General features: G+C 52.0%; 12 protein-coding genes. 6 read left to right on the top strand and 6 right to left on the bottom strand.

Annotated elements, in window-relative coordinates:
* Window positions 1–182 precede the first annotated feature (182 nt).
* The 4 genes from OIK44_RS11075 to OIK44_RS11060 all read right to left on the bottom strand — a co-directional run bounded on the left by OIK44_RS11075 (window position 183) and on the right by OIK44_RS11060 (window position 6968).
* Window positions 183–2162: a hypothetical protein gene (locus OIK44_RS11075; protein ID WP_273670805.1), complete on the bottom strand. Its 1980-nt coding sequence runs from the start codon at window positions 2160–2162 to the stop codon at window positions 183–185.
* Between the two features lie 9 nt (window positions 2163–2171).
* Window positions 2172–2678 carry an ABC-three component system middle component 4 gene (locus tag OIK44_RS11070; RefSeq protein ID WP_273670804.1) on the bottom strand — a complete coding sequence of 169 codons (507 nt, stop codon included), beginning with the start codon at window positions 2676–2678 and terminating at the stop codon, window positions 2172–2174.
* On the bottom strand, window positions 2675–3913 hold the full coding sequence (locus OIK44_RS11065) for an ABC-three component system protein (RefSeq protein WP_273670803.1): 1239 nt from the start codon (window positions 3911–3913) through the stop codon (window positions 2675–2677). Before OIK44_RS11065 ends, OIK44_RS11070 begins: the two co-directional genes overlap by 4 nt.
* A gap of 151 nt (window positions 3914–4064) precedes the next feature.
* Entirely contained in the window at window positions 4065–6968 is a 2904-nt protein-coding gene (locus OIK44_RS11060) for a DEAD/DEAH box helicase (RefSeq protein WP_273670802.1), read from the bottom strand.
* A 188-nt stretch (window positions 6969–7156) separates the two neighbouring features.
* Between OIK44_RS11060 and OIK44_RS11055 the strand changes: the two genes are divergently transcribed.
* The 4 genes from OIK44_RS11055 to OIK44_RS11040 all read left to right on the top strand — a co-directional run bounded on the left by OIK44_RS11055 (window position 7157) and on the right by OIK44_RS11040 (window position 11514).
* Window positions 7157–8307 (top strand): IS3 family transposase gene (locus OIK44_RS11055; RefSeq protein ID WP_273670801.1). Its coding sequence is split into 2 segments (ribosomal slippage): window positions 7157–7403 and window positions 7403–8307, totalling 1152 coding nucleotides; the frame shifts between segments, so codons are not numbered across the junction.
* A 311-nt stretch (window positions 8308–8618) separates the two neighbouring features.
* Window positions 8619–9827: a hypothetical protein gene (locus OIK44_RS11050; protein ID WP_273670800.1), complete on the top strand. Its 1209-nt coding sequence runs from the start codon at window positions 8619–8621 to the stop codon at window positions 9825–9827.
* A gap of 92 nt (window positions 9828–9919) precedes the next feature.
* A complete protein-coding gene (locus tag OIK44_RS11045) occupies window positions 9920–10531 on the top strand; it encodes a hypothetical protein (protein WP_273670799.1) in 612 nt (203 codons plus the stop codon).
* Window positions 10532–10737: 206 nt separating this feature from the next.
* Entirely contained in the window at window positions 10738–11514 is a 777-nt protein-coding gene (locus tag OIK44_RS11040) for a hypothetical protein (RefSeq protein ID WP_273670798.1), read from the top strand.
* Window positions 11515–11522: 8 nt separating this feature from the next.
* On the opposite strand, the gene OIK44_RS11035 is transcribed toward OIK44_RS11040, so the two are convergent.
* Complete coding sequence (locus OIK44_RS11035) at window positions 11523–11852, bottom strand: DHCW motif cupin fold protein (RefSeq protein ID WP_273670797.1); 330 nt, start codon at window positions 11850–11852, stop codon at window positions 11523–11525.
* 228 nt (window positions 11853–12080) lie between these two features.
* Between OIK44_RS11035 and OIK44_RS11030 the strand changes: the two genes are divergently transcribed.
* A complete protein-coding gene (locus OIK44_RS11030) occupies window positions 12081–12677 on the top strand; it encodes a MarC family protein (protein WP_273670796.1) in 597 nt (198 codons plus the stop codon).
* Window positions 12678–12731: 54 nt separating this feature from the next.
* Here OIK44_RS11030 and dsdA read toward each other — a convergent pair whose 3' ends face one another.
* Complete coding sequence (gene dsdA / locus OIK44_RS11025) at window positions 12732–14090, bottom strand: D-serine ammonia-lyase (protein WP_273670795.1); 1359 nt, start codon at window positions 14088–14090, stop codon at window positions 12732–12734.
* 214 nt (window positions 14091–14304) lie between these two features.
* On the opposite strand from dsdA, the gene OIK44_RS11020 reads away from it, so the two are divergent.
* Window positions 14305–14817: a DinB family protein gene (locus OIK44_RS11020; RefSeq protein WP_273670794.1), complete on the top strand. Its 513-nt coding sequence runs from the start codon at window positions 14305–14307 to the stop codon at window positions 14815–14817.
* Window position 14818: the final 1 nt, after the last annotated feature.

The following is a 14818-nucleotide window of genomic DNA, read 5'->3' as shown; positions in this document are numbered from 1 at the left end:
AATCTATGCCAAGTTAGTGAAAGAATAGTGGCAGAGATAGTGAAAAAACGCCAACCGGGAGGTTGGCGTTTCTATTTGTCAACAAAAATCCTGAGTTTGTGGTTAGCCTGGAAACGTTCGCATAATTTCCGCATTAAGGCCTGCTGGCTGACAATTTTCCAATCAACATCAAGTTATAAAATTTAGGCGAACTGGGGGGCATCATCAATTAGTCCCAGCGGAAGCCCGTTATGACCATTTGCACTAAAGTGTGCGACCACGAACCCTGCGTACTTTTCTTGAATCCCAATTGGGACATCATTGTCGACTAGGATAAATTGACAAATCTGCTGCTTCATTTCTGCGGCCTCTGCCACTTCAATCATATATTCATACATATTATTGTATTTAGACGGATCAGAAATATTTTCATTTCTATCGGCTACCAAATCAGTTTCAATATAACGGTTTTGTGTTTTCCCAAGATACTTACCAACCGTGTCTACCATCAAGAACGACGGAAAATTCACAATTTCCTCAATAGCAAATTCGAATAACGAAACAAAATATCCAATAGAAAGAATAGTTCGAAGCCCCCCCGAGGTTATGTCTTTATATTCCCTGTTCCGGAGTATAGGTAAAATTGACGCCTCGCCAATAGAAACATCTCGCCTGTCCTTGATGTTTACCTTCGCCAAATATTTATTTAGCAAGTGGCCAATTCGCTGGAAAATCTCCAGCGAAGAAGGCGCAGCATCTTTCAATATCCCCAAGTTCGCTTGCATACCGGATATGTTATTTTGCAATCTTTCTATTTCATCAAAAATAGCCCTCTGCTGATTGCGGATTTTGAGTGAATGGCTAAGTTGTCTTATTTTTTCCCTTAGCGTAGCCAATTCAGAGGCCACGCCATCACGCTCAGACAGATAGGGCGTTATCATATTTGCTGATTCAACATCCAACATACGCCGATACCTGATCTGTTCATCATTCAATGCTGCGAGTTCCATTGAGATAGCATGATGCTTCGACCTCTCGCCAGTTAATAGAATTTCGAGATCTTTTGTCCGACGCAAAAATGCGTTGATCTCGTGATTTGCCTTATCACTTTCATCAATACTGTGTTCTTGTTTTATGTTCTCAATATCAAGTTTGCTGTCGCAAATAGGGCAATTAAAAATTTCAAAATTGTCGTGGCCAATCTGATTTTTAGCCAATTTTATAGCTTTAAGCTTTGTTATGTCATTTTGATAGTCATTTTTGAGGCGAGAAAATCTCTCTATTGCCATCTCGCAATTATATCGATCTTGAACCAAAAGTGAACTTTTGATAGAACTTGACTCCACAGCATCCCGGAGAAAACTATAAGCGTCGCTATCGGAAACCATAGTTTTATTAATTTCCTGCAATTGCTGATCAAGTAATGTGGCCTGTCGCTCCAACTCCTCATAGGAATCATTTAACCCAACTGCTGATTGAAATTGAGTATCGTTCAAAAACTCCGAAACGGAACGGTACTTATTTTCCAGCCTATTCTTTTCTGATGTTGCAACCGAAATTTGCCCCTCTAAAGCAGTGATATTTTCATCTAATAAATTGAAAATATATTTAAATGTTGTTTTATTTTTGGAGTGTAAAACCCAGTTACCAAGCTCCAACAATTGTTTACTACCAACGTCATCCTGTTTAAGATAACAAAATTTAAATAAATCCCTAAAACTTAGCCGAACCATCGACGACTCAGCCTTACTCGGTGATTCGCGAACTTTTAAAATTGGAACCCCTAATGCGCTTAGGAAAAAATCAGACAAGTATCCATCAGGACCAGGGGCCGCACTATAATTGGCAGCAAATTTCTTGGGGAACAATTTATCAACATCGTCAAAAGTTGATGCAGTTACCTCAACATTGCTATTCGTGTCAAAAATATCTCGCTTAATGACATAGACCTGCTTGTTTAATTCGACTTCCATTGACGCATAAATTACCGACGATTCGATTTCCTGGTCATATACAAATTTCGACGCTCCGAACAAATAATTAATAATCTCCAAAATGCTTGATTTTCCGGTCGCAGAGTCACCATAGATAATATTCACACCGGGATAAAAAGGCACAATGTAATTCTTCCGCCTACCAACCAAAATCAACTTATTTATTAAGATGCTAGGATGTTGTTTCATATTGGAAAGTTATCGTTTGAAAATATTATTAAGCAATTGATTCAAATTTCTTGTTGGCTCTGCTCGAATTTGAATTAGACTTTTTAAGAAACCGCGTATCCTACCGAAATACTCTCCATCAAATTTTTCAGCTATCGTGTTACCTTGATCCGACAAATAATACATAAACCCATCTACTTTTCGGTACTCAGATTGCAGCAGCCCCTTGGCAGAAACCCTAACTAATAGGCTTTTTAACCAATCGTTATCGAAGAGTGGGTCGAAATTCAACGAAATACTATTGATGGAATACGATTCTGATTCGTCAAGATCCAAACCCTGGCGTCCCAATTGTGTTAAAACATTTGAGAGCGCCACTGGGTTCTTCACAAGATACAAAAATATCAGTAACCGCTCGTTATTCAGCAATAATTTACCTCGTTCGGATTTTGCCAAAAAATGCAACACCAAAACTAAAAGAGCAGAATTAAGGTTTACATCATGATCTGGCACCACATATGGGACTATGCTTTTCATTTTTGAGTAGTCTCATCTAGCCCGGCTTTAATCTTTCGAAGAGCCTCTTCTGAACGCTCTTCGCTCCACCAAACATCATCATTAAGGTCATTTGCTAATTGATGCAACATTCCTTTTTTATGAAGTCCATGTATAAGCGGCAATGCAGTTTTGAGGTAACCGGCGTCCTCACTAATGATTTTTTGATGGATTTCGGCAACTAGCTCGCCTGAGTTTCCGTGGCCATTATTTGCGAACTTATCGTAACTATCTTGATACAGAGTCCTTATTCGCCCGTATAGTTGGCCCAATTTCTTCTGATCAGACGAACTGCTGAATAGCTTTCTAGCATATTCAGCATTGAGAAAATGCTCTTTTGAATGCTTAATTGTCGAATTATGCACATCAGCCAACAATAACTTCAACACGAAAAATTCATCGTCAAATTGAGAATCATCTTCTAACTTAATAATATCCAAATTATTATCAGAGGTTCCATTTATGAAATCCGATAAGAAGTGATGCACAGCCATCATTGCAATACAAGATGCGCCTGCCGGTTTGCAGATAGTCAGATGGTCGTCGTTACACGTTATTATGTCTTGCTCAATATCATCCGTACCAATCGCACTCTGTTTTGTTACGACGTCATCATAAGTCCCATAAAAATATTTTATTGGAGGGCGATTTGACTGTTTTACCCATTTATTATTCAGCCGAGGACAAAATTCACTCAACGGCGCTAGGTCGTTTATTTGTTGATTATTACTAAGTAACTTTCCATAAGTCCCTAAATCCGCACCCAAATGTGGCACCGCCAGTGATATAAATAGGCTAATTTTATTATTATATCCTTGCTCGATGTCCTTAAGTATGGCAGATTTCGCAACCAACCCTCCCATACTATGAGCAATTACAACGATATTTTCATATCCAGCTAATTGGAATCTGATATAGCTTCGAAAAAGTTCTGATATCTCTGAAATTCCGATATTCTTCTCGGCCTTATCCGAAGACATCTTTAAAATTGACTTTATTTTTGCGATGTAAGAGTTTGCAGCAGGGAAAAGATTAGTAAGTTTTGTAAAATACTCAAAACAAGCGACGTCGAAATTTTCGGCAACTAATGGCAATTCTGCCAATTGATCAAAGAAAAATCCATGGGTTAGATTTTTCCAAGTGTCTTTCCCTCCTGTGAATCCGTGCACAAAAATGACAAGATTCTTTTTGTTATTCTTAGAAATAAATTCAATCATGATCTTTTCGTCACCTATGTGGTTAAATTATTACGTTGCCAAGCATACTAGCGTGTGCGATTTGCGATTCAATTTTGAGTTTGTGTTGACGCCCATATTTGCGAGTGCGATGGTGTCACTATTGCCTATTCGCTGCTCTAAAGCCTATCATCTAGCCATATTCTCTAAACGGTAAATCACCTGCGAGTGCTTGTCCAGGTGTAGCAAGCCATTGCCAAATCTGTTCTTCCGACAATGCTCCTTCGCAAAGACGAAGAAGCGCCTCACCCAGGTCATGGCTTTCAACAACACTAAGGCGCCCACACGTGGCAATCACCAATGGGACGCTAGGATCAACACCAGGATGACAGAGTGTCACACAAAATGTGTCTTTGTGGCCGTGTACCTCTGACGCAGCGAGCACCTCGACTGCCTTATTGTAGTCAACTAGCTTATCGCCCTCTTTGGACTTGAGCTCAATGACCAGCGGCGGCGATCCCTTCAGTCTTAGTAAATAGTCTGGCGCGCCTGTTTTTGTTTTGTCGTCCAGCTTTTCAAAATCAACTTTCAAGAACTCAAGCACATTCTCAAATGCTATTTCGAACTCGCTCCCCTTCATCGCGTAATACTGTTCGAGTAGGTCGCGACGTGGACACTTTGAGGCTCGCTTATGATGCCGCTCAGCAGCCCGTTGTCTCTGACGCATCTTCCAGTCACGACATGTATCCCTAAGCCAATTGGCCTTCGCGAATGGGGTAGGCTTCGCTTTCACAAATACGGCGCCACGAACGGAGTTCGCATCAGCCGAGCTAAGCATTACTTTTTCGGGTGAAGAATAACCGCTTGCTCGAAGGGCCAAAATTTCACCGCGTTGAAGCCGGAACGGCGAACCAGGCAGGTTCAGAGACATCATCCAGAGAACTTCGTCGGGTAGCCCTTCACTTACGCGAAGGCTTAACCTTCGCATTACGCGGGGCAACTTGGCCAATGAGTCCAAACTAGCGTGTGCATTTTGAAGTACCTTAGGCCGGAGGGCATTGGGAACTCGCTTGTCAGACGCTGCTGTCGCTATTGCAGATAGACCCTGCATCACCCAGCATAGATTTCGGAAGAGTTCAAGTAGCATGCCAGCGCTTAGGTAGGGTAACGCATCCTCAAGCTTACGGATCTCGCCACCGTCCATCCAGTCGCAGCTTAGTTTAGCAGCGTTGACCGGCATGATATCCGCCTGCCAAACTGGTTCCGCCATGTCACTGGAGAATTCACTTGGGTCAAAGAGTTGATATTTCTCCAGCGGGTAAGGTAAAAAGCGAGTGGGACGCGATCCCTTAACTGGTCGAAACTCAGGACTTGAAAAACATGCATGGAACAAGAGGAATGCAAGCTTTGGCATGTCTCCCCCCGATTTAGATCCAGGTAGACATTGGACTAGTGTGTTGCCTGTTGAAACGAGATAGGCAAGTAAGAACATGCATGTCGCCGGTAACAATCCACTATATCCGACCGCTTTTCCTACTGGCGTGGCGCTCAAATTCTCGGAGGACGAAAGAATCAAAAGCCCGTCTAGAAGTAAGCCATCCACGGCACTTGTAAGCTTTTCAGGCCACAATCCAAACCCCTTTTGATTTCTGGACTGTTCACGAAGAGCACTAAACGTCGTACACACGAGCTTTTCCAAATCAGTTCTGGATGAGGTCAAGCCGGAGGCGACCAACTGTAGGGCAAGCTGTTGGAATTTCTCTGGCGTGACGCGCGGTTCCAATACCGGCAATTCACCAAGGTCTAGATAATCACGCGCTTTCCGAATTTCCATCTCACTATTTGCGAAAAATATGACCCGACCGTGTTCATGGTCAAAGCCCATCCTGCCAACCCTACCGGCCATGTTATGAAAATCGGCGGAATCGATAGGGACATGTAATTTCTGATCGCCATCCCAACGCTTCCAACTTGCAAAAACTGCCGCACCAAGCGGAAAATTCACACCAGCGGCCAGAGTAGTAGTCGCAAAAACAACATCCAGTTTTCCGTCCGCAAGATGCTGCTCGACGATTCGCCGCTCCTCTTCAGTCAAGTCCGCGTTGTGAGATGCAACTCTGCATTCAAGGGTACCGGCGAGAAAACCATTCGCAGTAGTCTCTGGCAGTCCATCGAAGGCGAGTGAAAGCTGTCCCTTCTTTGCATGCTGAGCGGCATCCAAGAATTCCCGGGCCAAGTCATATGTATCTTGCTTTTTCATGCAAAAAACTATGATGGGTACTGGTGGTTTGCCCTCTTTAAGTAATGATATGAGGACCGATATAGGTCTAACTTCGACGCCGGCGGGAATCGGTACTCCATCGTCGATTTGCTCGGGTCGCTCCGAACTTGACACAGCGATACCCTTTGGTGTCCAACACTCGTATCGCAGTTGCTTTTCTCTAGTCGTTTCGACGACAAGTCGAACCTCCAACCAATCGGCTAAGCTTTGTGCGTCTTTCGCTTGAAGGACTGCGGATAATCCCACGAATTGCTTCCATCCCGCGTTGCGCAAGAGCGTCAGCAGAATCTCGACGCTTTGCCCGCGATGTGCATCACCAAGCAATTGAATCTCATCACAAACAATAACGGTGCGTCGCATATCGGTTGGGACGCCCGACGCAGACAACATTGCAAGGTATTTTTCATATGTGGCGACCAAAAGTGGCGCACCAAGCGGTTCCTTTGGAACCTCGCCATCGGCATCTTCCACATAGTCTCCAGTCGCAATGACTAGAGCCGAACTGTCACCGGAAAGATACGTTGGTAGCAGAAATTTACCAAAATCATCGAATTTTTGCCGGGCGAGCGCGCGGTGAGTGACCAAGTACACTGTATTGCAACCAGACTCCAAACTCTTAGCTATCGCCCAAAGAGCAATTTGTGTTTTCCCCGTCGATGTCGGTGAGACTACTAAAAGGCTATCGCCACGACCAACCCCTGCTTCAAGAGCTGCAAATTGTGCATTGCTCAATGCCGGGTTCGCTCCTTCTTTGAAGACGAGCTGATCGATGGTCGCGGCGGATAAGCCATGATTTTCCGGGAACGCATATTTCATAAGCTGCCTCTCAAGTAGTGTCTCGAACCCGGCAATCAGAGATGTCCGACCATTTACTACCTCGCGGAACCAAAATATCTAGATTTCGCACTTCCTATGGATCGATTGATCAATATATAGCATATTGATTTGAATCACCACGACTATTGTAGACACTCCTGAGCCATAATTTAGGCAAAGGAGAAATCATGAGTGGGAAGCGTTACACGGAAGAATTTAAGGTCGCTGCGGTCAAGCAGATTGTTGATCGCAGGCATCCAGCTGCCGAGGTCGCCGAACGGCTTGGTGTCAGCATCCACAGCATCTATGCGTGGACAAAGCGGTATGGCGTGCCCGAAGTTGAACGCAAGGCCCAGGACGCCCAATCTGACGAGATGTGGCGACTGAAGGCCGAATTGAAGCGCGTTACCGAGGAGCGCGACATCTTGAAAAAGGCCGCGGTGTACTTTGCCAAGACGTCCGGGTAAGGTACGCCTTCATTCAGGAAGTACAGGACGAATTTTCAGTGCGGTGCTTGTGCAAGATGATGGGGGGTCATCCTAGCGGCTTCTATGCCTGGTGCGCTCAACCTGAAAGCAAGCGGGCCAAGGAAGACAAGCGCCTGCTTGGCCACATCAAGCAGGCGTGGCTGGAAAGCGGCACGGTCTACGGCTACCGCAAAGTATCCGATGATCTGCGCGAACTGGGCGAGCGGTGCGGCATCAATCGCGTTCACCGCATCATGCGCTCGGCGGGGCTATGCTCGCAGACCGGGTACGGTAAGCGCAAGTGGAAAGGCGGCGGCGTGCCATCAGTGGTGGCGCCGAATCATCTGCAGCGGCAATTTGACGTGCTTGAGCCAAACCGGGTCTGGGTGACGGACATAACCTACATTCGGACCTATGAAGGCTGGCTATATCTGGCAGTTGTACTCGACCTGTTCTCTCGCCAGGTCGTCGGGTGGTCGATGAGCTCGCGGATTGATACGGCGCTGGCGATGAATGCGCTGTTGATGGCTGTTTGGCGACGTAAGCCAGCGGATCCTGTGATGGTTCATTCGGATCAGGGCTCGCAGTTCACCAGCAAGGACTGGCGCGATTTCTTGATGGCGCATCGGTTGGAGCCAAGCATGAGCCGGCGTGGAAACTGTCATGATAATGCTGTCGCTGAAAGCTTCTTCCAACTTTTAAAGCGCGAGCGCATCAAGCGCAAGATCTATGCAACCAGGGACGACGCCAGACAGGATATCTTCGACTACATCGAGATGTTCTACAATCCGAAGCGCCGTCACGGATTCAATGACAGGCTTTCGCCAGTAGCGTTTGAGCGAAGGCATTTTGAACGGCTCGCGGGTGTCTAGCAGACTCGTGGCGATTCATTTCTCTCTTTTCACGATGAGCTGAAAAACGACTACGCAAAAATTCCCAAAGACTGCGCAACCAAGCTATGCCCGTTGGAGTCTGAAGTAGCTAGTACAGGGCAAGTACTGACTACATATCTGATATGATCGATTCGTTCGCTCTAATCCTGTTCCGGCGGCTAAATGGCATTGAGTTGCCAGGAAGCTTGATTTGAGCTCATCGCTAGTGGTTGCGCTCATGCAAAGGTCATCCCTATTTCCCAACCATGCTAACCCGGTTAGAACTATTTGAGCTTGTATGGACTGAACCAATGCTTTCCGTGGGAAAGCGGTTCAATGTGTCGTCCAGCTATCTGGCGCGCGTCTGCACGCACCTCAACGTGCCGCGGCCGGCGAGAGGCTACTGGGCAAAACTAGCCGTCGGTAAGGCACCACCGCGCCCCAACTTACCCGAAGTCCAACCTGGGGAAGAAATATCTTGGGAGCCGAATGGCGGGATACCAGATGTTTCACATGCTCCTTCAAACATGGCGAAAAAATCTGACACTCCACGAAAAGGAAAAGCGACCACTCGCCATACAGCAACTGAGCACGCGTTACTGGCAAACACACGGGCATTATTTCTTGTTGGGAGGCTCACCCACCGTGGCGACTACCTAAAGCCGGCAAAACGCCTCCTGCCGGACCTGCAGGTTACAAAAACGACGCTCGATGTGGCGCTTGAGTTTGCAAACCAGTTTTTCCTTGCGTTGGAGCGACGTGGACACCGCGTGACATTTGCATCGGTTGGGGAGCAAATCACTCGGCCTCCTGTCGATACGCGCGACAAGCCTGACAAGACTCATTCCTATAACAATTTCTGGTCGCCCGCGCGCAACACTGTGCTCTACCTGAACGGTACACCTATCGGAATCACTATTCTTGAGCTCACAGAATCTACCAAGATGAGATACGTGAACGGAAAGTACGTTCACGAGGTGGACTACGTTGCGCCGAAATCAACTAGAGGGCTCGTGGACCACTGGACGTCGACCCAAGATATTCCCAGCGGCCGCCTGTGCCTTCAGCTCTACGCTTCTTACTATGACACCAAGTGGTCAAGGCAATGGAAAGAAACTCGTTCGGGAGATTTCGTCAAAAAACTTACCAGCCTTGTTCGAGAGGTGGAGGATTGCCAAGAAGATGCCGCGAGTACGATCAAACTCGGCAAGGAGCACGCCGAGGCTGAAAAATTTCGGTATGAGGCTATGCGCCGAAAGTGGAAGGAAGATGAGGAAGAAAAGCGGCGACTTAACGCACTCAAAGAGAGCTATACTGAGCTTGACGCGTTGATCGAGGCTTCCGAAAAACGCGACCGCCTTGAGCGCTTCATAGCGAAGATTGAGAGGGAAGTCGCCGATCTCGACGAGCATGACATGAAACGGCTGCAAGAACTAATCAATGAAGCCCGGCAGTTGCTCGGCAATGACTCTACAATCGAAAATTTCATGAACTGGCGCTTCCCACGCGAACGGATCTAGATTTGCGTTGTACTTCGCGACTAAGGTGAGCACTCTATTCGCATGCGTCGACTTGGCGATGTTGCTTGGACAAATATTGAAACTGTAGACCGATGGAAACAGACCTTGATTCGCTCAACCACTTCGTACACCGTTGGCTAGACAAGGCGGGCGACGTTTCAGACTCTACTGACTTCCCATTTGTTGACCGATTTGTCTTCACCTACATTTCTTTCAACGCGCTTTATACCGCTGCAGCAAATGTGTTGGATGGCGCTGCTACCACTATATCAACGTGGAGCTTTCGTAACGGCGGGCCGCCGAAGAGACGATTCAAAAAATATCCCTCTGAGCAGAAACGCGCGACCGCCCTTGTCGTCGACGTGATCGGACGGCGTAGATCCGCCGAAAGTCTTGTCACATGCAAAGACGCAATTGAAGACCTTTGCGACGGTTTCGGGATCGGGAGGCTATACCTTCACGAACTTGAAAACGGCGAGCCTGATACCGCAAAAGACAACGAACTGATCACGTTGGCGCGATCAGGCGATACGGAGTCTGTTTTAAAAATTGTGTACCTTTTGCGATGCAACTTGTTTCACGGCGCAAAAGCCCTTTCAGGCATACAAGACGTGCCATTGACAGCGGCTACCACAATCCTGCGCGCGCTCATTCCTTCGTTCCTGGATGGCGTAGAATGCAGGCTACGTTCCTCGGAATTGTGACCATCGACATGACCAACTGCGAACTCCAGCGTTTTCAGTAGTTGTGACGCAAATGCGGCGTTTTTTACTAATTTCGACTCGCGGTACAATAGAGGATTGTTCACAGAAGTGAAAAAAATCTTACAAATCAATGATCGGGATTTTTCACTAGTTGTGACTCCCTACATAAAGACTGCACGCGGACGCCAGCAAAAGCCCAAGCACGCTTGGGCTTTTTTTTATTTTGCCGCGCCGCCCAGTGCCGCCGCGTCACTTTTCACGATGAGAACCACATGACCGCAACACCGCTGGCAAACCGTGCGACCACGCACGAAACCTGTACATGGCTGGCTGAACAGACGGGCACGCCCTGGAATCTGGCGCGCTTGCTGGAAAACGGCCTGACGCCCTATGTCTGGCTGGAGTACTCGGATGAGCATGCCGAGCTGTTTGCCGAAGGCATCACCGGCTATCCGGCGCCTGTCGTCTTTATCGAGGACACGCAAAGGCTGGCCGCCGGCAGCGACGACGTCTGGCTGCGCTTCACGCGCGACTCCGGCAGCCTGGCCATTCAATTGAAAGCGCCGGGAATACGCATGCCGCTGGACGCCTTGCGCTTTTTCCAGCGCGATGTCGCGCAGCTGGCGGAGCAGTTGTTGCACCCGAAGGAGGCCGAACCGGAGCGGGTGGCCGCGCCCAGGGATAGCCTGAAAGGCATCAGCAGGGAAGAGGTGCTGCACGCTTTTGGCGGCTTGGTCAAAATGGATCTCGACAAAGCCTTGACGGGCGGCCTGGGCATCTTTGGCGACGATGGCGCGCGCGTCCGGAAAAACTCCCGCAGCGGGAAGCATAGCCACTTGTGGAATCCGGTGACGCTGGCGTTCGGTCTGCACGATGTGCACCGGGTGCCGATGCCGCACCTGAAGAAAGCCTTTGCGACACAGCCGGTTTTACGGGCGTGGAAAGACGCGTGGCTGGAATCGTTGGCGCTGTTGGGCGAGTAAGGCGACCCTCAGTCGACGATGAACAGCGTCGCGCCCGTTTCCGTGTAGGAGCGGTGCGGCTCGGCGTTGTCCGCCACCTGGTAACTCATGCCGGCCTTGAGGTGGAAGCTGCGGCCGTCTTCGAGTTCGGTGTGCAATTCGCCCGCCGTGCACAGCAGCACGTGGCCTTTGACGCACCAGTGGTCGGCCAGGTAGCCGGGCGTGTATTCGACCATGCGCACGCGGATCGGGCCGAACTTCTGCGTGCGCCAGTAGGCCATGCCGGTATCGCCCTTGTGTTCGGTCCTTTCGACTTGCGACCAATCCGTCACGCCGAACGGAATATCTGCCATCTGCATCGAGCTCTCCCTTGAAATCGGACTTTGCCAACGCCGCCGGCGCGGCGGCGGTCCATTACAGCATAGCAGAATTACTCAAAAAACAATGCCAGCGGCGCGGACGTCGTTTTGTTGCGCCGGCGCCGTTTCGGCCACCACCGGCGGCGGGGCTTTGCTATCATCAGGGTTCTTGTCGAATGGGAATTATTCGACTTCTTCCACGCCGCCCAGCCGGACCAAGCCGCCGCCATGACCCAGAATTTTTTCCAGACCTTCATCCTGCTGCTGCTCGTGACCGATCCCTTCGGCAACGTTCCCCTGTTCGTCAATTCGATGGTCAAGGTGCCGCTGGAGCGGCGCTGGCGCGTCGTCGTGCGCGAGTGCCTGATCGCCTTCGGCGTGCTGCTGCTGTTCATGTTCTTCGGCCGCCACTTCCTCGCCGCCATGCAGTTGTCCGAAGTCGCGCTGCGCATAGGCGGCAGCGTGATCCTGTTCCTGATCGCCATGCGCATGGTGTTCCCGCAGGCGGGCGGCAATGGCGAGAGCACGCCGGAGGGCGAGCCCTTCATCGTGCCGCTGGCCATCCCGGCGCTGGCGGGGCCGTCGGCGCTGGCCACGGTGCTGCTGTTTTCCTCGCACGAGATGCGCGACGTGATGGTCCATGTGGCGGCGCTCACCGCCGTGGCCGCCGTCTGGCTGGCCGTCTTCCTCAGCGCCGAGCGGCTGCAGCGGGCCCTGGGGCCGCAGGTGATGACGGCCTTCGAGCGCCTGATGGGCTTGATCCTGACGGCGATGGCCGTCGAGATGCTGCTGGCCGGCGTGCGCGCCTTCCTGAAGTCGCTGTAAGGCCCCGCGGCGGGTCGGCGCCCGCCGCTGGCCCTTATTGCCTGCCGCCGTCCCTCAACGGCGCTCGTCCGCCAACAGGGCTTCACCCTGGGCCAGATAGGCCGCCATTTCCGCCTCCGGCACCATGCTGCCGCCGGTGGCCCAGACGAGGTGCGTGGCGCGGCCCAGTCGCGCCTCGCTCAGGCCGGCGCGCGCGCGGTAGCCCTGCGCTTCGCCCAGCACGCGCGCGCAACCGGGCATGCCGGCTAGCGCCGACGGTTCCAGGCGCACGCCCTCGCTGCGCGCCAGCAAGGCCAGCAGGCGGTACAGCTCCTCGTCGCTGACGGTGTAGTAGCCGTCGATCAGGCGCTGCATGGCCTTGCCGACGAAGCCGGAGGCGCGCCCCACGGCCAGGCCGTCGGCGGCGGTGACGTTGTCGATGCCGAAGTCCTGCACCGACACGGCGTCGTGCAAGCCGGTGTGCACGCCCAGCAGCATGCATGGCGAGTGGGTCGGCTCGGCGAAGACGCAGTGGACGGCGTCGCCGAAGGCCAGTTTCAGGCCGAAGGCAACGCCGCCGGGGCCGCCGCCGACGCCGCAGGGCAGGTAGACGAATAGCGGATGCTCGGCGTCGACCGTGACGGCGGCCGCCGCCAGTTGCCGCTTCAGGCGCTCGGCCGCGACGGCGTAGCCGAGGAACAGGCTGGTCGAGCTTTCGTCGTCGACGAAGTGGCAGAGCGGGTCGCTGTCGGCCTGTTTGCGGCCCTCGGCGACGGCGACGCTGTAGTCGGAGGCGTACTCGACCACGCGCACGCCGTGGGCGCGCAGCTTGTCCTTTTTCCACTGGCGGGCGTCGGACGACATGTGCACGGTGGCCTGGAAGCCCAGGCGCGCGCTCATGATGCCGATCGACATGCCGAGGTTGCCCGTCGAGCCGACGGCGATTTTGTAGCCGCCGAAGAAAGCCCGCGCCGCGTCGCTGTCGAGCGTGGCGTAGTCGTCGCCGGCCTTCAGCAGGCCGGCCGCCAGCGCCAGCGTTTCCGCGTGTTGCAGCACCTCGTAGATGCCGCCGCGCGCCTTGATCGAGCCGGAGATCGGCAGGTGGCTGTCTTTTTTCAGCCATAGCGCGCCGCCGATGGCGAGGCCGTAGCGCTCGGCCAGCGCCGCCCGCATCTGCGGAATCGCCTGGATGGCCGATTCGATGATGCCGCCGCTGGCCGCCGTCTCGGGGAAGACGCGCGCGATATAGGGAGCGAAACGGTCGAGCCGGGCGCTGGCGTCGGCCACGTCGGCCGCCGTCAGGCCGGCGTCGGCCAGCGCCTCGGCGGCCGGCGCGGTGGCGGGATTGAACCAGCTGATTTCCTTGAGCGCGATCAAGTCATTGATCAGGGGGTAGTCGGCGCACCAGGCGGCCAGCGGTTTGTTCAAAATCATGAAATTATCCTTGGGGTGGGGGCGAAGCGCTGTCCCGCCATCTTAAACGATGTACGCCGGGGGGACAGACCACGATTTTCAAGAAATCTTTTCTTGAAAATCGTGGTCTGTCCCCAGCTGGGCGGCGCCGGCCTTGGGCTGTCCGGGGTTACAATATTCTTTCGCCAACCCACGCCAGGACAGTCCAGTGAGCCGCACCCAGCATGTTTGTTTGATGGCCGAATATAATCAGTGGATGAACGCCAGGCTGTACGCGGCGGCGCGGACGCTGCCCGATGCCGAGTTGGCCGCCGACCGGAAGGCGTTTTTCGGTTCGCTGTTCGGCACCTTGAACCATCTGGCGGCCGGCGATACGATCTGGCTGCAGCGCTTCGCCCAGCACCCGGCGCATTTTGCGGCGCTGGATGCGGTGCGCGCGCTGGCGCCGCCCGCCGGCCTGAGCCAGATGCTGTTCCCGGACTTCGACGCGCTGGCGCAGTACCGCCAGTGGCTGGACGGCGTCATCATCGCCTGGGCCGGCACGCTGACGGAGGCCGACCTCGACCACGTGCTGCGTTACCAGAACACCCGCGGCGATCCGTTCGGCAGGAATTTTTTCAGCTTGCTGATGCACTTCTTCAATCACCAGACCCACCACCGCGGCCAAGCCACGACGCTGTTGTCGCAAGCCGGCGTCGCCATCGGCGACACCGACTTGCTGGCGTTGATCCCCAACGTCGCGCCCTAGG

Source organism: Janthinobacterium fluminis (assembly GCF_028595325.1).
Classification (GTDB): Bacteria; Pseudomonadota; Gammaproteobacteria; order Burkholderiales; family Burkholderiaceae_D; genus Janthinobacterium; species Janthinobacterium fluminis.
Note: the sequence above shows the minus strand (reverse complement) of the source record. Positions and strands in the feature narration are given on the sequence as shown.

Bases quoted from the DNA above. Each gene is read 5' to 3' on its own strand.
- OIK44_RS11045 (WP_273670799.1), top strand. From the start codon at position 9,920: ATGGAAACAGACCTTGATTCGCTCAACCACTTCGTACACCGTTGGCTA.
- OIK44_RS11030 (WP_273670796.1), top strand. From the start codon at position 12,081: ATGACCCAGAATTTTTTCCAGACCTTCATCCTGCTGCTGCTCGTGACC.
- OIK44_RS11050 (WP_273670800.1), top strand. From the start codon at position 8,619: ATGCTTTCCGTGGGAAAGCGGTTCAATGTGTCGTCCAGCTATCTGGCG.
- OIK44_RS11070 (WP_273670804.1), bottom strand. From the start codon at position 2,678: ATGAAAAGCATAGTCCCATATGTGGTGCCAGATCATGATGTAAACCTT.
- dsdA (WP_273670795.1), bottom strand. From the start codon at position 14,090: ATGATTTTGAACAAACCGCTGGCCGCCTGGTGCGCCGACTACCCCCTG.
- OIK44_RS11075 (WP_273670805.1), bottom strand. From the start codon at position 2,162: ATGAAACAACATCCTAGCATCTTAATAAATAAGTTGATTTTGGTTGGT.
- OIK44_RS11035 (WP_273670797.1), bottom strand. From the start codon at position 11,852: ATGCAGATGGCAGATATTCCGTTCGGCGTGACGGATTGGTCGCAAGTC.
- OIK44_RS11060 (WP_273670802.1), bottom strand. From the start codon at position 6,968: ATGAAATATGCGTTCCCGGAAAATCATGGCTTATCCGCCGCGACCATC.
- OIK44_RS11065 (WP_273670803.1), bottom strand. From the start codon at position 3,913: ATGATTGAATTTATTTCTAAGAATAACAAAAAGAATCTTGTCATTTTT.
- OIK44_RS11020 (WP_273670794.1), top strand. From the start codon at position 14,305: ATGGCCGAATATAATCAGTGGATGAACGCCAGGCTGTACGCGGCGGCG.